The organism is Sorangium sp. So ce363 (assembly GCF_051520435.1).
GTDB lineage: Bacteria > Myxococcota_A > Polyangia > Polyangiales > Polyangiaceae > Sorangium > Sorangium cellulosum_B.
In genome coordinates, this window is record NZ_CP150333.1 from 10,116,591 (window position 1) to 10,136,471 (window position 19,881).

General features: G+C 73.6%; 15 protein-coding genes. 7 read left to right on the forward strand and 8 right to left on the reverse strand.

The annotated features are described in order from the left end of the window. The first annotated feature begins 46 nt into the window (after positions 1–46). From WMF12_RS37955 to WMF12_RS37965, 3 genes are all read left to right on the forward strand, one after another. Entirely contained in the window at positions 47–2,980 is a 2,934-nt protein-coding gene (locus tag WMF12_RS37955; RefSeq protein ID WP_437853080.1) for a GYF domain-containing protein, read from the forward strand. Then, positions 2,971–3,819: a hypothetical protein gene (locus WMF12_RS37960; protein WP_437853082.1), complete on the forward strand. Its 849-nt coding sequence runs from the start codon at positions 2,971–2,973 to the stop codon at positions 3,817–3,819. Before WMF12_RS37955 ends, WMF12_RS37960 begins: the two co-directional genes overlap by 10 nt. A 206-nt stretch (positions 3,820–4,025) precedes the next feature. After that, the gene (locus tag WMF12_RS37965; protein ID WP_437853084.1) at positions 4,026–5,495 is read left to right on the forward strand and encodes an alginate export family protein; all 1,470 of its coding nucleotides are present in this window, start codon (positions 4,026–4,028) and stop codon (positions 5,493–5,495) included. Between the two features lie 148 nt (positions 5,496–5,643). On the opposite strand, the gene ftsH is transcribed toward WMF12_RS37965, so the two are convergent. The 7 genes from ftsH to mnmA all read right to left on the reverse strand — a co-directional run bounded on the left by ftsH (position 5,644) and on the right by mnmA (position 14,776). Further along, entirely contained in the window at positions 5,644–7,590 is a 1,947-nt protein-coding gene (gene ftsH, locus WMF12_RS37970) for an ATP-dependent zinc metalloprotease FtsH (RefSeq protein ID WP_437741609.1), read from the reverse strand. A 163-nt stretch (positions 7,591–7,753) separates the two neighbouring features. Then, a complete protein-coding gene (tilS, locus tag WMF12_RS37975) occupies positions 7,754–8,755 on the reverse strand; it encodes a tRNA lysidine(34) synthetase TilS (protein WP_437853086.1) in 1,002 nt (333 codons plus the stop codon). Then, positions 8,752–8,988, reverse strand: a complete 237-nt coding sequence (locus WMF12_RS37980) for a hypothetical protein (protein ID WP_437741611.1) — start codon at positions 8,986–8,988, stop codon at positions 8,752–8,754. The genes tilS and WMF12_RS37980 overlap by 4 nt, the downstream gene beginning before the upstream one ends. Positions 8,989–9,107: 119 nt before the next feature. Further along, complete coding sequence (locus WMF12_RS37985; protein ID WP_437853088.1) at positions 9,108–10,505, reverse strand: class I SAM-dependent RNA methyltransferase; 1,398 nt, start codon at positions 10,503–10,505, stop codon at positions 9,108–9,110. Beyond that, positions 10,502–12,778 (reverse strand): protein kinase domain-containing protein, encoded by a 2,277-nt coding sequence (locus WMF12_RS37990; RefSeq protein ID WP_437853090.1) that lies wholly within the window; start codon positions 12,776–12,778, stop codon positions 10,502–10,504. The genes WMF12_RS37985 and WMF12_RS37990 overlap by 4 nt, the downstream gene beginning before the upstream one ends. A 190-nt stretch (positions 12,779–12,968) precedes the next feature. Then, entirely contained in the window at positions 12,969–13,622 is a 654-nt protein-coding gene (locus tag WMF12_RS37995) for a hypothetical protein (RefSeq protein WP_437741614.1), read from the reverse strand. Then, positions 13,619–14,776, reverse strand: a complete 1,158-nt coding sequence (gene mnmA / locus WMF12_RS38000) for a tRNA 2-thiouridine(34) synthase MnmA (protein WP_437853092.1) — start codon at positions 14,774–14,776, stop codon at positions 13,619–13,621. Before mnmA ends, WMF12_RS37995 begins: the two co-directional genes overlap by 4 nt. 206 nt (positions 14,777–14,982) lie before the next feature. Here mnmA and WMF12_RS38005 point away from each other — a divergent pair, with 206 nt between their 5' ends. Continuing rightward, entirely contained in the window at positions 14,983–16,275 is a 1,293-nt protein-coding gene (locus WMF12_RS38005) for a response regulator (RefSeq protein ID WP_437853094.1), read from the forward strand. Between the two features lie 39 nt (positions 16,276–16,314). On the opposite strand, the gene WMF12_RS38010 is transcribed toward WMF12_RS38005, so the two are convergent. Then, complete coding sequence (locus tag WMF12_RS38010) at positions 16,315–16,923, reverse strand: CPBP family intramembrane glutamic endopeptidase (RefSeq protein ID WP_437853096.1); 609 nt, start codon at positions 16,921–16,923, stop codon at positions 16,315–16,317. 93 nt (positions 16,924–17,016) lie between these two features. On the opposite strand from WMF12_RS38010, the gene purQ reads away from it, so the two are divergent. The 3 genes from purQ to WMF12_RS38025 are packed head-to-tail and all read left to right on the forward strand — an operon-like array spanning position 17,017 to position 19,824. After that, on the forward strand, positions 17,017–17,742 hold the full coding sequence (gene purQ, locus WMF12_RS38015) for a phosphoribosylformylglycinamidine synthase subunit PurQ (protein WP_437853098.1): 726 nt from the start codon (positions 17,017–17,019) through the stop codon (positions 17,740–17,742). Further along, complete coding sequence (locus WMF12_RS38020; protein ID WP_437853100.1) at positions 17,739–18,545, forward strand: zinc ribbon domain-containing protein; 807 nt, start codon at positions 17,739–17,741, stop codon at positions 18,543–18,545. Before purQ ends, WMF12_RS38020 begins: the two co-directional genes overlap by 4 nt. After that, positions 18,523–19,824 carry a DNA methyltransferase gene (locus WMF12_RS38025; RefSeq protein WP_437741620.1) on the forward strand — a complete coding sequence of 434 codons (1,302 nt, stop codon included), beginning with the start codon at positions 18,523–18,525 and terminating at the stop codon, positions 19,822–19,824. The genes WMF12_RS38020 and WMF12_RS38025 overlap by 23 nt, the downstream gene beginning before the upstream one ends. Positions 19,825–19,881 lie beyond the last annotated feature (57 nt).

Consider the following 19,881-nt stretch of genomic DNA (forward strand, 5'->3'; position numbering starts at 1 on the left):
ACGTCCTGAAATTCCGGCGCTCTACCAGCTGGCGGAGGGGCCCCCGTTGAGCGCGTGGAGATGGACGGATGAGCGTGGCATCCAGCGGAGCCTGAGCACCGCCGAGCTGCGCAGCGCGCTGGCTGCCGGGATCATTCCAGGCTCCACGCTCGTCTGGCGCAAGGGCATGGACGCCTGGGCGCCCGCGTCCAGGCAGCCGGAGCTCGCCGACGCCGCCCAGCTCCGGCGCAAGCCCGAGGCGCGCACCGCTGCGCCCGAGGGGCCGGCCGCCGCGGTTGAAGAGGCCGCTCGCGAGGACGGCGCGGCGCTGGAGATCGAGCTCATCGAGGATCTGGGTCCGGCGCCCGCCCGCAGCGGTCAGCCCATCGGCCCGGCGCCCACGGAGAGGTCCTCGAACGGGCGGAGGCCCGCGGCGCCGCACGCGAGCCGGGCGACCACGCGACCGAAGCCGCCTCCCCTGCCGCCGCGCAAGCGAGAGTCCATGACGACGCTCACGGGCGTCGAGGCGCCGGCAGACGCGCCGGCCAGCGGACAGAACGCGCCGATCGTCGTTCCAGCCGCGGGTGGAACGTTCGACGCGGGGGTCGCCCGCGCGATCACGCAGCTCCCCCGTTACGACGGCCCCTCGCCGGGCGACCAGGGGACGACCGAGATCCCGCGCGCGCCGAAGCTCCCCTCGGGGGCGGAGGAACCCGAGGAGACCTCCGCGGGTCAGCGCCCTGCCGCAGACACAGGCAGCGCCGCGGGCGGCGCCGGCGCGACGACGGACGGCGATGAGCCGGCGCCGCCGAGGCGCGCGGCGGGCGCGGCCGCGCCCAGCAGCCCGGGAACAGCGCCGAGAGCCGCGGGCGGTGCGACGTCGCGCGCGGAGGCGAGACCACCCCGGCCGCCGCCTCTCCCCGTCGAGCGCGACGCGGCGCCGGCGGGCGCTGCACCGCAGAACGATGGGCGCGGCGGAGCGACGACCGGCGCGGATCAGAGCGCCGGCAAGCCGCTCTCGGCGACGCCACCGGCGCCGTCGAGCCCCGGCCGCGCCACGAGGCGCCCCGCGCCCACGGGGAAGCGCTCCGTGCCGCCGCCTCCAGTTCCGGTCCGGTTCCCCGCGGTCGCCGCGAAGCGGCCTGCAGGCCCGCGCGCGCCTGACGCGTCGGATCAGACGGCGGCCGGCGCAAAGGCCCTCGTCCGTCTCGGAGCGCTCCCCGCGCCGCCTCCGCGCCCCCCTGCGGACGCGCCCCGCGCCACGCCCTTGATGGCGGCGCCCCCCGCGCCGTCGGCCCCGCTGGCGACGCCGACCTTGCCCCTCACTGCGCCGGCCGAACCTGCGCCTGTCACGGGCGCCGCCCCCACGGCGATGGCATCGCCTGGCTCTCGCCCTGCGAGCCCAGCGACGTCCACCGACGGTCCCTCGCCCCGCAGCGCCGAGGACACGCCGGCCGCCGACGGCCGCGATCCCGCGGCGAGCCGCGATCGCAGCGACGCCCCGGAGCCCTCCACCACGGTGCTGCGCCGCGAGAGCCCGGAGCTCCCCGCGCCGCCCGTGCCCAGCGAGACGAAGCGCTCTCCTCTGGCCGCCGAGGCGCCGATGGGGCGCCGCGAGTACGCGACGATCCCGTCGGTCGGCGTCGGATCAAGCGCGTCGCAGGGGCACCCGGCGATGCGCTCGTGGCCGGGGCTGCCGAACCCGCAGCGCAGCGCGACGGCTGCCGACGCGCTCCAGGCCTCGGGCCAGCGCTCGGATCGGGGCTCTGTCCCGGGATCGGGCAACGGCCCGCAAGCGCTCAACCCGCGCGCGCTCGCGGCGCGACGCGGCGACGGCAAGGGGCTCTCTGCAGCGGTGACCGTGCCGGTCTCGTCGCTCGTCGGCCTCTGCGGGGCGGCGGTGCTCATGAGCGTGGTCGCCTTCTTCGCGGGCCGCCGCTCCGTCACGACCGCGCGCCAGTCGCCGGTCGGGACGGCGCGCACGACGCTCGGCGCAGCGCAGGACGCTGCGCGCTCGGCGATCCCCGTCCCGCCGAAGCCTTGCTGGGTGGCGCGTCAGCCCCAGCCATGGGCGCCGCTCGTTGCGAAGAGCATCCCCTTCGAGGTCACGGCGACGAAGGGCGGCAAGCTCGTGGTGGGGTACGCGAAGAGCCCCATGGAGGCCGTCGGCCTCGAGATCGATCCCGCGACCGGGGAGCGGAGCGAGCGGTTCTCGAACCGAGAGGCCGCCGACATCGTGAGCATCTCGCCGGTCGAGGAGCGCTTCACCGTCCTCACGGCGGCGCAGCAGGCCATCCGCTCTCCCGTCAGCGTGCCGGGGCCGAGGTCGTTCGTCGTCGGTCTGGCGGACGGCGCTCTGGTGGCGGCCGATGCTCCCGACGCCGCCCCCTCCCCGCTCTGGCCGGTGCAAGGTGATGAGCCGCTCGAGGCGCCGCGCGCGCTCGCGGCCGGCGCCGGCGGCTACGCCGTCGCGTTCCGCCGCGAGAAGGCCGTGTGGGCAGGCTGGCTCGACGCCGAGCGCAAGCCCGTCGGCGAGCTCACCCGAGTGACCGGCTCCGGAGGCTCGATCGGCAAGCCATCGCTCGGATGGAACGAGCGCGCGCTCGCCGTCGTCTTTGCCGATCGGCCAACGGACGGGCGATGGGAGATCCGCGCCGGGCAGGCCGCTCCGGGGTCCATCCCCGGGTCGACCCAGGTGATCCCGCTCCCTTCCGGCGGCCCCGGGGGAGACGCCTTCGCGCCGGATATCGCAGGGCTCGGAGATGGACGCTGGCTCCTCGTGTGGACCGAGGGCCCTCCGGGGAGCCGCGCCATGCGCGCGCAGACCCTGGCCGCCAACTTCTCCCCGATCGGGGATCCGATCGCGCTCTCGCCGCCGGCCGGGAACTTCGGGCAAGGCGTGCTCGGCGTATCGTCGCGCTCGGGTTACGTGGGCGTGGTGTTCCTCTCGAAGCCTGCCGCGAGCTACGAGCTCTGGGGGGTCATCCTCCAATGTGGGTGACGAGGCCGCCGGACCGCGCGAGCCGGCTCCGCATGGCGGCGCTCGCGCTGCTGCTCGTCGCGCCGCACGCACCCTTGCTCGCCGCGTGCACCGCGCAGGTCTCGCTGCTCGATCAGGGACAGGCCCTGCGCACGGGCGAGCAGCCCTACGACGAGTTCTTCGAGGCCACCCGGGCGCTTCGCGACGAGTCGCTGAAGGCCGAGGAGCTCTCGAACGCGGCGCCGGCCGAGCTGTCGCGCGCGCTCGGGCTCGATCCGAAATCGGACGGCAAGGCGGCGCTCGAAGCGGCGCGCGCGCGCGCGGCGGAGCTCCGCGCGGCGGGCGTGCTTCTCCAGGTCGAGCTCGTGCCAGAGGCGCGGATCGTGAGCGCCCGAGGCGGGCGCTCGCTGGACGCGGAGGACAGGGACACCATCGCGGCGCTCGAGGCGTCCTTGAAGAGCTCCCTCGCGACGTCGAAGCAGCTCGGCGAGCTGTCGAACCGCGCCGCGGAGCTCGAGAAGAAGCGGGCGTCGCTCTCGGCCGCGTGGGCAGAGGCGCTCGCGGACGATCCGCAGCGTCGCGAGGTGAAGCACGAGCTCGAGGCGGCCGAGCGCGTGATCGCGGAGGCGGGCGCGGCCGCGGATCGACACGCCGGCAGGGCGTCGAAGCTCGCGCTCGATCTGGTGCTCGCCGTCGATTCGGGCGACGCTCCGGCGCGGCGGGGCGCGGCGAGCAGACCGCCGACGAGGCAACCCGCCGCGAGCGTGAAGGCGCCGCCGCGGCGCGGGAGCAGCACGGGGGCCGCCCCGAAACCGCCGAAGCCACCGACGTCGCACGGCGAGGACGATTTCGATCCCTGACGTCGCCCGCATGGCGCGCGGCGCGCGAGCTGACCCCGCCGGACGCCGGGGCCGCCGGGGGGAGCGGTGCCGCTTCCCCACTTGTCCGACGCGCATCGGGACGCCTATCCTCGCGCGAGCGATCCAGGAGCGCGGCCCGCCTGAACGCCGCGGTCCTGGCCGCACATCTGCAGTTCGACGCCCCCGCGCTCCGGCCCTCCTCGCTGATGATCCGATCCCTGCCGTTCGCCTCCATCGCTCTGGGATCGGCGCTCCTCGCGCTCACGTTCGCGCCCAGGAGGGCGGCGGCGCAGGCGTCGCCGCAGTCGGAGGGCTTGGCCGTCGGCGGGTTCACGTTCCGCCCCTCGGTGGAGCTCCGGCTCCGCGGAGAGTTCCGCCGGTACCCGGTCGACACGGGCGGCGACGTCTACAGCTCGAACGCGGTGCTCGCCGAGGGCTTCGGAGGCGCGCTGCCGCCGCTCAGCGACACGGGCAACGTCGTCAAGACGCAGTGGTTCTTCGCCCAGCGCGCGCGCCTCGGGCTGACCGTCGGGCGCGGCCCCGTCACGGGCGTCGTCACGCTGCAGGACGCGCGGCTCTGGGGGAACGACGACGCGATCTTCGTCGGGCCGGGCGAGCCGGCCCTCCCGGAGACGGCGCCGTACGAGGCGTACATCGATCTGCGCACGCGCTCGGGGCGCCGCGCCTTCATCCGGCTGGGCCGGCAGCGGATCGCGTGGGGGGATGGCCGCCTCGTCGGAGCGGACGACGAGACGCTCACCGGGCGATCGCTCGATGCGGTGCGCGCAGGGCTGCAGCTCGGCAACGTCGACCTCGAGACGATGGCCGTGCTCCTCGCCGCGCCGGGAGGCGCTCCGCCCGAGGTGGCGGGGACGCGCAAGCCCATCGCCGCCGGGACAGGGTCCCAGCTCTACGGCCTGAACGCGATCTGGCGGCTCGCTCCCCTGCTCCACCTCGAGGCCACGGCGCTCGCGCGCATCACCCGGGAGCCGCGCCCGACCTGGCTCACGCCCGGCGACACCGTCGTCCTCGACGCGCGCGTCTCCGGCGACCGCCGGGGCTTTCGCTACGCGATCGAGGGGGCGTACGAGCTCGGTCGTGTGGCCACGTTCGCGGCCGACCGCGCTCTCGGCGCGTTCGCGGCCGCAGCGCGGGCAGAGCTCGAGACAGCGCTCCCCGCCCACCTCACCTTCAGCGCCCGCGGCGCTTACGCGACGGGCGACGATGGTGCGCTCGCGGTGGGCGAGACGCAGCGCCGCTTCGATCCGATCCTGCCCGACGCACAGAACAACCACGGCCCCATGGGGCTCTACGCGTGGTCCAACGTGATCGAGGGGGGCGGAAGCGTCCGCGCCTCACCCTTCGACCCGCTGACCGTCTCCGCCGGATACACGTTCGTCGGCCTCGCCTCTCCAGCAGGCAGGTGGGTGACAGCGCGCCTCCTCCCTGTCGGCGCCGCCAGCGACAACGAGAGCCGGACGCTGGGCCACGAGATCGACGTCTCGCTCGCCTTGCAGCCATGGGAGCCGCTGCGCCTCGCGCTCGGCTACGGCCTGTTCATCTTCGGTGACGGCGCCCAGGCGATCTTCACGAAGGCGAACCGCGCGCACGACGACGGGCGCCCGGCGGATCTGCAGCAGTGGGCGTTCCTGCAGGCAACGCTGACCGCCCCCTGAGGCGATCCGGGGAGCGCGCCGGCTGCGCGCGCCGCTTTTCTGCTGGGGAAGGGAATCGAGGGGGCTCGGGGCGCCGCGCCGTCCCGCGTGGCGCCGCAGGTACGCGGGGGGCCGCCCGAGGCATCGGGCGCCGCCCCGCGCTTCGGGATCAGGTGCTCGGGGCGGGCTTCGGGGTGCCGAAGATGCTGGCCGCGCGGCGCTTCTCCTTGGCGGCGCGATCGCGATCGCTGTAGCTCGGGATCACGACGCGCTGGCGCTGCGGCAGCTCGCGGCCCCCGACGATGGCGTCGACCTCCTCGGCGTCCAGCGTCTCGCGCTCGAGGAGCGCCGTGGCGAGCCGCTCGAGGATCTCGCGGTTGTCCGTGAGGAGCTGCCGCGCCTCGGCGTGGGCGTCGAGGATGAACCGCCGCACCTCGTCGTCGATCTGGTTGGCGATCGTCTCCGAGTAGTCGCGGCGCCGGCTCGTGAAATCGCGCCCGAGGAACACGCTCTCCTCGTCCGCGCCGTACGAGATCGGCCCGATCACGTCGCTCATGCCGAACTCGGTCACCATGCGCCGCGCGAGGTTCGACGCCTGCTTGATGTCGTTGCCCGCGCCCGTCGTGAACTGGCCGAACACGATCTCCTCCGCCACGCGGCCGCCCATCAGCACCGACAGCCGCGCCTTGGCGAAGTCGCGCGACATGCTGAGCCGGTCCTCCTTCGGCAGCTGCTGCGTGAGGCCGAGCGCCGGGCCGCGCGGGATGATCGTCACCTTGTGGACCGGATCCGAGAGCTTCTCCAGGAGCTTCGCGACGAGCGCGTGCCCGGCCTCGTGGTAGGCCGTGGTCCGCTTCTCCTCGTCGCTGATGACCATGCTGCGGCGCTCGGCGCCCATCAGCACCTTGTCCTTGGCCATCTCGAAGTCGGCCATCGAGACGACATCCTTGTCCTGACGCGCCGCGAGGAGGGCCGCCTCGTTGACCAGGTTCTCGATGTCGGCGCCGACGAACCCGGGCGTGCCCCGCGCCAGGATCTCCATGTCGACGTCCGGACCGAGCGGGACCTTCTTCGTGTGGACCCGGAGGATGCCCTCGCGGCCGCGCACGTCGGGGCGGTTCACGACGATGCGCCGGTCGAAGCGGCCAGGCCTCAGGATCGCAGGGTCGAGGACGTCGGGGCGGTTCGTCGCGGCGACGATGATCACGCCCTCGTTCGACTCGAAGCCGTCCATCTCGACGAGCAGCTGGTTCAACGTCTGCTCGCGCTCGTCATGACCGCCGCCGAGCCCCGCGCCGCGGTGGCGGCCGACCGCGTCGATCTCATCGATGAAGATGATGCACGGCGCGTGCTTCTTGCCCTGCTCGAACAGGTCGCGCACCCGGCTCGCGCCGACGCCGACGAACATCTCGACGAAATCCGAGCCGGAGATCGAGAAGAACGGCACACCCGCCTCGCCGGCGATCGCGCGCGCGAGCAGCGTCTTGCCCGTCCCGGGGGGGCCCATCATCAGGACGCCCTTCGGGATCCGGCCGCCGAGCTTCTGGAACTTCTTCGGGTCCTTGAGGAACGCGATGATCTCCTCGAGCTCGTCCTTCGCCTCGTCGATGCCCGCGACGTCGGCGAACGTCACCTTGTTCTGCGCCTCGCTGAGCAGCCGGGCGCGCGACTTGCCGAAGCTCATCGCCTTGCCGCCGCCGGCCTGGAGCTGGCGCATGAACAGATAGAACATCACGAGCAGGAAGACCGTCGGCAGGAGGTACATGATCGCCCCCGGCCAGAACGGCGACGTCTCCTCCTTCTCGAAGAACACCGCGACCTTGTTGTCGACGATCGTCTTCGTGATCTCGTCGGCGTTGTCAGGCCCGATCGTGACCTTCTTCGTCTTCGTCCCGCTCTTCGGGTCCTTGACCCAGAAGGTGTACTCGCGGTCCTTGATCGTGACCGACTCGACGTGCGGATCCTTGTCCTTGGCCTCGACCTGGACCTGGGCCATGAACTCGCTGAACGCGACTTGTGTGGCGGGCCGGGAATCCGGGCTCAAGAACTGCCAGATCGCCAAGAACATCATGATCAGCAGAACCCAGAGCAGCAGCGTCTTGTGCGATTGCTTCACGAGGACCCTCTAAGCTCGCGCGGCGAGCCGGCGTGTACTGAAATTGTACGCGTGTTCCAGTCAGCATGCCACCCGTCAGCTCGGTCGTCGACCGCGGGTCTCCACCGTGGTGACACGGCGAAAAAAGGGGACTCGACAGGGGCCGCGGGTGGGGTGCATGCGGTCAGGTCCCGCGACGCGCAGACCCGTCCTCGATAAGCACGCTGGACTCCTCTGGAAAGCCCACGGCGATCTCTTCGCCGCCGCGAACCCGGACGCGCAGCGGCCGCCCCAGCTTGCGAGCTCGCTCGATCGCGAATCGCTGCGCCCGACCGAGCGGAATCGACAGCGGCTCGCTGCCGTCGAGGACGTCTGAATCGCCGCCAGGCGGCCGATCTCGCCCGGCGACGAGCATGTCCGAGAGCGCGCAGAGGTGGTCGACGATCGCCGGCGACAGGTCCTCGAGGAGCGGGAGGAGCTCGCGGCGGACGCGGACGCGGGTGAAACGGGGATCCCGGTTGCTGGGATCCTCGGTGAACGCCAGTCGATGTCTGCCGAGGTGGGCCAGGACGTCGGCGCGGCGGGCCTGGAGCAAGGGGCGGATGAGCTCGATGTTCGCCGCCGAGCCCGGCTCCGCGCCGCCGCACGCCGCGCCGGCGACGTCGGACGGGAGCGGGGCGCGCGGCGGCAGGACGGCGAGCCCACGCGGCCCCGCGCCCCGCAGCAGGCGCAAGAGCACCGTCTCGGCCCGGTCGTCCGCGGTGTGGCCGGTCGCGATCGCGCGGGCGCCGTGCGCCGCCGCGGCGGCTGCCAGCGCGGCAAACCGGGCGGCGCGCGCCCTGGCCTGGAGGTTCGCGCCGGGAGCCACGTTCACGCGGGTCTCGGCGTAAGGGACCCCGAGCTGCTCGGACAGGTCGCGCGCGATCGCGAGCTCGGCCGCGGCCGCGGCGCGGAGGCCGTGGTCGACGCCGTGCGCGACCACCTCGTGGCCGATCCGCCGCCGGAGCAGCGAAAGGACGTGCAGCAGGGCGGTCGAGTCGGGGCCTCCGGAGCAGGCGCAGAGCACGACGTCGCCGCGAGCGAGCAGCCGCTCGTCCCGGATCAGCCGCTCGGCGAGGCGGATCAGCGACGGGGGGTGCGACCGGCCCCGCCTGGGCGGCGGGGGAGGTCCAGCAGGAGGGCTCATCGCAGCTCGAACGCTTTGCAGAAGATGATCTCGTGGCGATCCTCGAGCGATGTGCTCAGGTGCGGCGCGACCGGGTAGCCAAGCGAGCAACGAGGCCCGCGGCCAGGCGGCCCAGCGCCCGCCTCGTCGGGGTCGGCGACCACAGGGTCGAACGAGGCGCAATCGGGGCAGGCGAACACGAGCCGATAGCGCCGCGCCTCTTCGCGGAGTCGATCGTCGAGGTGGTGAATCATCCCTGGCAGCGTAGCGCAAGCCGCCGGGCGACGGCGCCACGCGGCCGCGCGCGGCCCTCCGGCCGAGCTCGGCGGAGCAGCGCTCGGCGCGGAGAGCAGGCCGGGCATTCCCGCGCGGATCAGCGCGCGGATCTGCGGGCGCGGGAGAGCCGCACTATCGACTCGATATGGCTCGTCTGGGGAAAGAGCTCGACCGCCTCGATGTCCGTGATCTCGAAGCCGCCGCGGAGGATCCCGCCGAGATCGCGCGCGAGGGTGGCCGGATCGCAGGAGACGTACACGACCACGCGCGCGCTCGAGGCGGCGATCGCGCGCGCCGCGCCGGGAGCCCCGCTGCGCGGCGGATCCAGCACCACGACGTCGGTGCGGGCCGGGATCGGGTACTGATCGGCGTCCGCCTCGATCGCCTTGCCAGCGAGGCCCCGAGCGGCGAGGTTCTGCCGCAAGCAAGCGACCGCCCCGGGCGAGAGCTCGACGGCCGTGAAGGACGCGGGCCCCGGGGGGCCGGAGGCCGCGGCCCCGCCGGGCTCGGCGGCCGGGGAGGGTCGCAGCGCGCCGCGCGCGAGCAGCACGGAGAGCGTCCCGCTCCCGGCGAACAGCTCCAGGACGTGCGGCGGGCGGGTGGAGTCGAGGTGGGCAAGCTCGGCAGCGCGGCGGGCGAGGACGGCTGCCCCCTCCTCGGACGGCTGCCCGAACCCGCCCGGCGCGAGGAACAGCGACAGGCCGTCCGCTCCCAGGATCGCGGGCCGCGGATCGCCGAACGACGCGGCCTCGCGCGCACCGTCGAGCGTGACGCGGGCGCCGGCCCACTCGCCGCGCGCCGTGCGCTCGTCCAGCCGCTGCCACACGGCCGGCGGCAGCTGGCCACGCCACAGGACCTCGACCACCGGGCGGCTCGAGGCGCCCAGCGAGATCAGGACATCGCCCTCCCCCACGGCTCCATGGAGGACGCCGGGCAGCTCGCCGGCGAGCGGCGCGATCGCGTCGACGAGCACCACGCAGCGATCGACCGCCGCCACGGCGTGTGTCCTCGGCGCGCGATAACCCACGCGCACCTCGCCGCGCTCCGCGCGCGCGAACAACCTCGCCCGCGACCGGTAACCGAGCGGAAGGGGGGCCGGATGGACGCGGATCGGCGGCAAATCGGCCTCGGTGAGCGACGTCGCCCGCGCGATGGCCTGCCGGACGATCTGCTCGTGCGCGGCCTGCTGCGCCTCGATACGGACGTGCATCCAGTCGCAGCCGCCGCAGGCGTCAGCGAAGCGGCACGGCGGAGCGACGCGGTCGGCGCTCGGCTCGACGACACCGAGGAGCCTGCCCCTCGCCGGGCGTGCGCTCCTGTCGAGCTCGACCTCGACGAGATCACCCGGCGCGGTCCCAGGAACGAAGACGACCTCGCCCGCGAGCCGACCGACCCCCGCGCCTCCGGCGGCCAGCGCCTCGATACGCAGCTGAGCTCGCTCGCTGGGGCGGTGCCGCGCCCTGGCACCGTTCGAGCGGCGGTGGAGAGACTTCATCCCTTCATCGTAAGGCGCTGCAGGCGGATCGGGCCGGGGTGGACGACGGACGCTCGGTCGCGGATAGCGAGGCCGCGCGCGCGCCCGTCCCCCGCGGAGCTCCCCGGCACGCAGGAGCTCGACTGGCCCGTGGTGGTCGCGTCCGTCGAGGCGGGCGACGCAGGGACAGCGTCCACGCCCCTGGAAGGCGAGGGCTGCACGGCGCTCGTCTTCATGTAGATCAGCGCGCCGATACCGAGCACGCACAGCACGGTGAGGGTGATGACGGCGACGAGCACGAGCGTGTTCCTGCCGTTCCCCTTGGACGCCGCGTCCTGCGTGGCGGCCCAGATGGCCGCCGGATCCGGGCGCGGCAGGGAGAGCGCGGTCTCTATCTGCGACTGTGGAGGCTGCGCTGTCGCCGCGGACGCGAACAGCTGGGCCTGCCCCACGGTCATCGGCGCCTGAGGTGCCTGCACCGGCGAGCTGACAGGGGGCGCATGGGCTGCGGCATGGCCCTGCCCATTGAAGGGGAGCGCGTACGGGACTGCAGCGTGCGCCGGCGACGGCGCGGCGACGGCAGGGGTCCTGGTCATCCGGGCGTGACGCGCAGGCTCGCTCGCGCTCTGCAAAACCGGCGGTGGATCCTGCGACGGGAGCGCGAGCGTGGACGCGAGCGGGTTGCCCAGATCGCTGTCCAGGAGGCCTCCCTTGGGGAGGGGCGCGAGCTCGCCGGTGTCGAAGTCGCGCGGAGGGTACGGGCTCGAGGAGAGCGGAGGCGGAGCAGGATCGCGGCCGCCGGGCACGCGCGGTGGGCTCGGGTAGGCCGGCGAAAAGCCGGGGCGCGCCGTCGGCATACCAGGACGCACCGTGGCAATGCCGGACTGGACGCCGGCCTGGCGAGGCTGCGCTGGCGCCGGCTCGGGCACCATGCCGGCCGCCGGGCGCACCATCGGGCGCTCGCCATGAGGAAGGGAGCGCACCGGCTCGGCTTGCTCGCGCGTCGCGACCGTCGTCGGGACATCCTCATCGTCATCCATCAGCGATGAGGCGACCATCTGCCTGTCGTCCGCGTCCCTCGGCTGCGGGCGCCCGACCGGCGCGATCCCGCTCGCCGGCGGAGCGTTGTGCCGCAGGATCTGCGGCGGCGTGAGGCGCTGCTGCGGCTCAGGCTCTCGGCCGCGGCTGCGCAGCCCGACGCTGTCCGTGGCCGTCGTCGAGCTGCGCGCGCGCACCTGCTCGACGTTGATGGTGGACGTCACCTCGGCGGCCCACGCGAGGTGCGCCTCGCGCTTCTGGATGCGATCGACGAACACCTGCTGCACGAACTGCGCGACCTCTTCGGAGCCAACGAAGACCCCGCTCCTCATCAGGAAATTCTGCAGGGCTCGCGAGAACTCACGCGCGGTCTGGAAGCGGTCCTGCTTGTGCTTGGCGAGCGCCTTCATGACCACGCTCTCCAGCTCGATCGGATAGTCGGGCACGATCGTGGACGGCGGCGGGACCACACAGGCCTGCACCTTCTCGAGCGTGTCGAGATCCGTATCCATCCGGAAGAGGCGCTGGTTCGTCGTGAGCTCCCAGAGGACGACCCCGAGGGCGAACACGTCCGTCGTGCGATCGATCTCGTTGCCGCGCACCTGCTCGGGAGACATGTAGGCCAACTTGCCTTTGAGTGTTCCCGCGCGGGTGGACGACAGCCGGTCGGCCACCTTGGCGATCCCGAAATCCACGACCTTGGTGTAGCCGTCGTAGGTGAGGAACAGGTTGTGCGGCGTGACGTCTCGATGCACCAGGCCGAGCAGCTGGCCGTTCTTTCCGCGCAGCTCGTGAGCGGCGTGGAGCCCCTCTGCGGCATCGGAGCAGATGCGCGCGGCGAGCTCGGGCGAGATGCGCAGCCGGCGCTCCTCCGCGCGGCGCATCACCTCCCGGAGCGGCTCGCCGTGGAGGTACTCCATGGCGATCCAGTAGGTGTTGTCGTCCTTCCCGAGATCGAAGACCTGCGCGACGTTGGCGTGGTTGATGCCAGCCGCGATGCGCGCCTCATCCAGGAACATGTCGACGAACTGATCGTCCTCGACCAGATGAGGGTGGATCCGCTTGATCGCGACCCACTTTTGGAAGCCGCCCGGGCCATCCATGCGAGCCAGGTGAACGCTCGCCATTCCGCCCACCCCGATCTCGTCGACCACACGGTAACGGCCCAGGAAGTAGGTCCCCTGCTGCTTCTCGGACTCCTTCGCGCGCGCTTCAAGCGATGAATTGGTCGACCCGGGGCTTGGAGGTCCGCCCATTCGCGATGCGGGTCGAGGCGGGGGTTGGGGCATGAGCGGTCACTACTTTACCGCGAGTTCGCGGCGCTTTGCCATGTCGTCTCGGCCAGGACACCTTCCAGATGGTCAGCTTCAATCCACCGGGGCGCTGAAGGCGCCTGTCCCGACAGGTAGGACACCACCTGAAACCCAGGACGGAGTCGTGACGGGCTCAGGGGAACGGTTGCCCAGGTTGACCCCGCTCGAAGTAGAAGCGGAACCCCCCGGTGACCCGCGAGAGGAGCTCCCGAGGGATGGCGTCGGCTGGATGACCGAGCCCTGCGTCGCGCGGATCGCCGACCCAGACGTCGAACGTCGCGTCGGTGTACTTGTCGACCGCGTCCGTCTCGTTGGGATCGCCGCTGAACAGCGCCTGGAACTTGATGGTCCCATCGACGGCGTAGAGCACGATGTTCTGGTTGTGGCAGGACCGCTGGAGGTAAAGCGCCATGTGCACGAGCGGCGCGAGCCCCTCCGGCTTCGGCGTCGGTGGAGGCGAGCCCGGCAGCTCGACGCCGGGCGGGAGCCCGACGCTCAGGTCGACGTCGAGCTTGTTCACGGTCCCGTCCCCGCGGATGAGGTCGACGTCATCGATCAGGACCGCGAGCCCGTCCGAGATCTCCTGCAGGTCGCTCCCCCGCTGCACCCGGACCTGCAAGGTGGAGCGGTAGGGGACCGCAGCGAAGAAGTCCGGGTTCATGTCGTAGCTGTCGTCCCAGCAGCCGGCCGCGCGCAGCCGTTCGCTGACGACCTCGCCTTCCCCCTGCCCGAGCGAGCACCCGAGCGAGAACGCGCAGGCGAGGGGCGCGAGCGCACGGGCCCTCATGACGCCGCCTGCGAGCGAAGGGCCGCCTTGATGCGGCCTCCCCCGAGCACGCGATCGCCCCGGTAGACCACGGCCATCTGCCCGGGGGAGACGGACCGCACCGGGCTCGCGAACCGCGCCACGAAGCTCTCCGCGCCCGTCGCGGGGTCGCGGCGCCGCTCGATGATGCCAGGCGCCGCCTCGTGCCGCGCGCGCACGCGCACCTCGGCCTCCAGGGGGAAGACCGCGTCGTCGCACCACACCGCGTCGGCGATCTCGGCGCCCGCGGCGTACAGATCGCCCTCGTCGCCGAGGTGCACCGCGCCGGACGCGGCGTCGAGGCCCACGACGAACGCGGGCCGGCCGAGCGAGACGCCGATGCCCTTGCGCTGGCCCACCGTGAAGCCGTGCACCCCGCCGTGCGACCCGACCACGCGGCCGTCCCGATCGACGATGGGGCCGGGGCGGAGCCTGTCCGCGGCGCGGTCGGCCACGAACGGCGCGTAACGGCCGGAGGGGATGAAGCAGAGCTCCTGGCTCTCCCCCTTCTCGGCGCCCGGGAGCCCGCGGGCGATCGCCTCGGCGCGCACCTCGTCCTTGGTCGAGTCGCCGAGCGGGAAGAGGAGCCGCGACAGCTCGTCCGACCGGAGCATGTGCAGGAAATAACTCTGATCCTTGTGCCGATCGCGGCCGCGGTAGAGGCGAGCGCCGCCCTCCTCCAGGACGACCCGCGCATAGTGGCCCGTCGCGACCCACGAGACACCCAGCCGCTCCGCCAGCGGGAACAGCTCCCGGAGCTTGACGGAGCGGTTGCAGGCCACGCACGGGCTCGGCGTCTCACCCGCGAGGTAGGCCTCGACGAAGGGGTCGACGACGTGCTCGCGGAACAGGGCGCGGCGGTCGAACGTGTAGTGCGGGATCCCGAGGTGGTCGGCGACCCGGCGGGCGTCGTGCTGATCCTCGGGCGCGCAGCAGCGGCTCTTGACGCTGCCGTCGTCGGGGTAGTCCCAGAGGTGCAGCGTCACGCCGACGACCTCGTATCCAGCGTCGCAGAGGCGCGCTGCCGCGACGGACGAGTCGACTCCGCCGCTCATCGCGATGAAGACGCGTGCCCCCGACGAGGCCCGCTCGCCGGGCCGCGCCGTACCGTCGGCCTCTCGGACCAGAGTTGCCATTTCCGTTCTTATAGCGTGGATTCCTCGCCGCGGCCGGACGCCGCGGGCGAACCCGCACGGGATGCCGCGGCGAGCTCGCGCGGGATGCCGCGGCGAGGGCTCGCGCGAGGAGCCGGGACGGCGGCGCGCCGGCGAATGAATGATCAGGCTGGCTCTCCGCCATTCACCCTTGGCCACCCCCGCAGGGCGCGTGTACCGTCTGCCAGATGCCGAGCGGGGTCGTGCTCGTGATCGAGGACGAGGAGTACATCGCGGACCTGCTCGCCACCGCGATCCGGGAGGCAGGTTACGAGGTCATCTTCTGCGCCACCGCGGAGGCCGGGCTCTCCACCGCCTGCACCCTGGAGCCCGAGTGCATCGTCTGCGACATCGGCCTGCCCGACCACGACGGCTACTGGGTCGCGCGCAACGTGCGCACCCAGCCGTCCCGGGTATCGGTCACCCCGTTCCTGTTCCTCTCCGCGCTCGACGACCAGGAGGCCCGCCTCGAAGGGTTCCACGTGGGCGCCGACGTCTACATGACCAAGCCGTTCCGGGTCGGCGAGGTCGTCGCGCAGATCGGCGCGCTCGTGCAGATGGCGTCGCGCCTGCGCCTGCGGCGGGACAGCCTCATGTCCATCCCGACCTCCGTCGATCAGACCGCGATCGAGGGCGATCTCAGCCAGATGTCCATCGCGACAGTCCTCACGGTGCTCGAGATGGAGCGGCGGTCGGGCGTGTTCGAGGTGAGCAGCAAGAAACGTCGGGCTCAGCTGGACATCGCCGAAGGGTGCATCGTCGAGGGGACCGTGGGAGGCACGCGCGCCTCGGCGCTCGCCGCGCTCCGCACCATGCTCAGCTGGAAGGTCGGACGGTTCGCGTTCGTGCCAGGCGTCCGCCCCTTGCCCGCGCAGCGGACATCCATCGCTGCGTACCTGCTCGAGGCGACCCGGCTCGAGGACGAGAGCGCCCGCGTCGAGCTGCCACTCCCGCCGTCGCGACGCCGTCCGGAGCCCCGGAGCGCGACGACGGCGCTCGGCGGGCCGTCGTCCATTCTGGACGACGTCGCGCCGCCGTCGTCGCGCGTCGTGTCCGAGGAGCGCCTGCGCCGCGGGCCCACCCCTCTGCCACAGAGGGGCTCCGATCCCGCCGTGGCGATCGCCGATGGGCCGCCGTCGCTCGAGCTGAACTTCGAGTTCGAGCTGGCGACCCCGGCGGCCCCGCCGACGCTGCCCTCGCTGGCCCGCAGGACGGCGAAGCCGTCGAGCCAGCGCGGCATGCGCGTGGAGGAGAGCGAGCCTCCGACGCTCCCGCGAAGCGGGAGCCGAACGCCGCCCTCGCGACCGTCCTCGCCAGGGCGCGAGCGGCAGAGCGCCGTGGACACGGGCGAGCTCTCCCGCGGGACCCTCGCTCCCCCGGAGACCCAGCCGGCAAGCCACGAAGGCCCGCCGCGTGCGACCCCGATCCCCCCGAGACCGGCGCCGGCCAGGCCTCCCCGCCCTGACGCGAAGAAGCGCTGACGGCGGGCAACGGGTACAAGAAGAAACGGAAGCGCCGATCTAGAGCGTCGACTGCTGCTCCACGTCGCCCGGATCGTGATCGCGCAGGTAGCTCAGGTTGACCGCGTTCACGACGGCGTGCGCCAGGACCGGCCCGACGAGCGACCCGGTCGCCGCGAAGATGGCGCCGAGCCCCGCGCCCACGCCCACCGCCCAGCCGATCCACACCCAGCGGCTCGGACCGCGCATCTGGTGCATCAGACCGAAGAGGATCGCGCTCAGCAGCACGCCGAGGAGCGGCGTCAGGAGCCCGCGGAAGAGCAGCTCCTCCCCCAGGCTCGAGAGGCCCGCGAGGAGCAGGATCTGGCCGAGCGAGAAGTCGCGCGCGACCGGGCGGAGCTCCGCGTGCAGGCGCCGGGCCCAGCTGAACCGGGCCACGGCGACGCGCGTCGTCACGATGACGCCGGCCGCCAGCGTGAGGCCGAGCGCGGCGCTCATCAGCACCGCGGCCAGCGGCGGCAGCGCGAGCCACGGGCTCGGGTGGATCCACGGCCATCCATCCCGCAGCACCAGGCCCAGCGAGATCGCCAGCGCCGCGAGGACGAGATAGCCGGACGCCGCCTGCACCGTCGCGTCGGTTCGACCGGTCCGCGCCCATCGCGACGCCATGCCCCATCATGGCACGCCGAAAGAAGCCGGTGAAGCCGCGCGCGCCGTCAGGACCCCTGGCCGAGCGCCGGCAACCGGAGTACGTCGACGGCCATGCACGCGATCGTGGTCATCTTCCCGGGCTCCAACGCCGATGCCGAAATGATCCATACGCTCCGCGACGTGCTCCAGGTCCGCACGTCGACCGCCTGGCACCGCGACGCCGAGCTCCCCGCAGGCACCGATCTCGTCGCGATCCCCGGCGGGTTCTCCTACGGGGATTACCTGCGCTGCGGCGCCATCGCGCGCACGAGCCAGATCGTCCCCGCCATCCGGCGGCACGCGGAGCGCGGCGGCCTGGTGATCGGCGTCTGCAACGGCTTCCAGATCCTCACCGAGGCAGGGCTGCTCCCGGGCGCCCTCACCCGCAACGCGCACCTCCGCTTCGAGTGCCGCGACGTCTTCGTGACGCCGCGCGCGGAAGGGCCGTTCACGACCGGCCTGCCGCGGGTGCTCCGCCTGCCGATCGCCCACGCCGAAGGGCGCTACCAGGCTGATCCGGAGACGCTCCGCAAGCTCGTCGACGAGCGCGCCATCGCGCTGCAGTACTGCGACCGGGAGGGGCTGGTCGGCGGCGACGCGAACCCCAACGGATCGGCGATGGACATCGCCGGCATCTACGGCGGGCCCCGGCGGAACGTGCTCGGGCTGATGCCGCACCCCGAACGGATGAGCGAGCCCTTCCAGGGCCACGGCTGCGCGGACGGGCGCGCCCTGTTCGACGCCGTGCTGCGCAGCGTGGGCGGCGCCCGCTCGGCCCCATCCGCGAGCGCGCCGTGAGCGACGCGTCGCCCGGCGCCGCCCGCTGCCGCGTGTGCGACGCGGCGCTCGCGCCGGAGGGCGATCGCTGCCCGCAGTGCGGCGCGGCCGCGCGCGCCGAGGCCTGCCCGCACTGCGGCGGCGTGACCGGCGTCTCGGCGCACCTCGAGCTGCGCTTCGCGTGCGACGCCTGCGGCGGCCCGCGCGTCCCCGTCGCCAACGACCGCGTCGAGCGATCCGGCCGCGAGGTGCCGCTGCTCCAGAAGGCGCGCGCGGCGGCCTCGGCGCGCTCGGTCTGGCGCGCCGCGGGCGTCGCGGCCAGCGCGCTGCTCGGCTTCGAGCTGTTCCTGTTCGCCGTGCTGCTGCTCGTCCTCAGCGCGAGCGTCGGGCTCTTCACCGCCGGCCTCCTCACCATGGCGCCCGTCGGCGCCTTCGCCCTCTGGGCGCTCCGGCGGGCGAAGTCGCGGAGCCGGGACATCTCGCCCGCGCTCGACGCCGCCTGGGTCTCCGTCGCCTCCGACGTCGCCCGCCAGGCCGAGGGCCCGCTCACCGCCGGCGGGCTCGCCTCGACCCTCCGCATCGCCGAGTCCCAGGCCGAGGAGCTCCTCGCCCTGCTGGAGGTCAACGACGTCGTGCGCGGCGCGGTGAGCCCCGCGGGCGAGTTCGGCTATGCGCCGAAGCTGCGCGTCGGCGCGGCGCGCGGCGAAGACCGGGGCGAGGCGGGGGCCGAGAGCGTGGCGCACGCCCTCGCCGCCGAAGAGGAAGCCTTCGCTGCCGAGCCCCTGACGCAACGGACCGCCCATGTCGACCCCGCGAAGCGCTGATCCCAAGCCGAAGCCAGGCCCGCCGCAGCAGAAGGCCCGCGCGAGCCGGCCCGCGCCCCAGGAGCGCCGCGCCCTGACCCACATCGGCGGCGCGACGGTGCTCGAGGGTGACCCCGAAAGCGCCGCGAAGCTCGCCCACGCGCTCGACGTGGCCAGCTCGAGCACGGCGGAGGAAGCGGCGCGCGCGCACGTGCACGGGTTCCACAGCTACCCGGCCCGGATGCACCCGGACACCGCCCGCCGGCTGATCGAGGGCCTCTCGAGGCCGGGCGAGCGGGTGCTCGACCCCTTCTGCGGCAGCGGCACCGTCCTCGTCGAGGCCCGGCTCTCGGGCCGGGCGGCGATCGGCGTCGACGCGAACCCGCTGGCCGTGCGCCTCGCCCGCCTCAAGGTGCAGGGCAGCACCCCCGGCGAGCGGGAGCGGCTCGTCGCCGCCGCCCGCGAGGTCGCGGCCGCGGCCGATGAGCGCCGCAAGGCGCGCGCCGGTCCGAGCCGCCGGTACGGCCCCGAGGACGTCGCCCTGTTCGAGCCGCACGTGCTCCTCGAGCTCGACGGGCTCCGCGTCGGCCTCGACCGCCTCGCGGGCCACGGCGCCGACGCGCTCCGCGCCGATCTCGAGCTCGTCCTCTCCGCCATCCTGACGAAGCTCAGCCGCCGCACGTCCGACACGTCGGAGCACGAGCTGCCGCGGCGGATCGCCGCCGGCTATCCGGCGCGGCTCTTCATCCGCAAGGCGGAGGAGCTCGCCCAGCGCCTCGCCGAGGTCGCCGCGCCGCTCGAAGCGAGCCCGCCCGCGCTCGTCGAGGAGGGAGACGCGCGCGTGCTCCGCGGCGTCGAGGCCGGCTCCGTCCACCTCGCGATCACGTCGCCGCCCTACCCGGGCGTGTACGACTACCTCGCCCACCACGAGGCGAGGCTGCGCTGGCTCCGGCTCCGCAGCGCCCGCTTCGAGCAGGACGAGATCGGGGCCCGCCGGCACCTCGACCCGCTCGGCCCCGAGGCGGGCCGCGCGCGCTGGCGCGACGAGCTCGGCGGCGTGCTCACCGCGCTCGCGCGCGTCCTCCGGAGCGGCGCGCCGCTCGTGCTGCTGATCGCCGACAGCGTGGTCGCCGGCGCGCCGGTCTACGCGGTCGACGTGGTCAGGGCCGCCGCGTCCGGCGCGCGCTTCGCGGTCCGCGCGGTCGCGTCGCAGCCGCGCCCCCACTTCCACCGCCCCACGGCGCGCGCCTTCCAGCGCCGCCCGCGCCACGAGCACGCCATCCTGCTGATCCGCGCCTGACCCGCCAGGCTCTCCCCGCGGCGCAGGCGCATGGCAGGGCGCGCCGCCGCGCCTGAG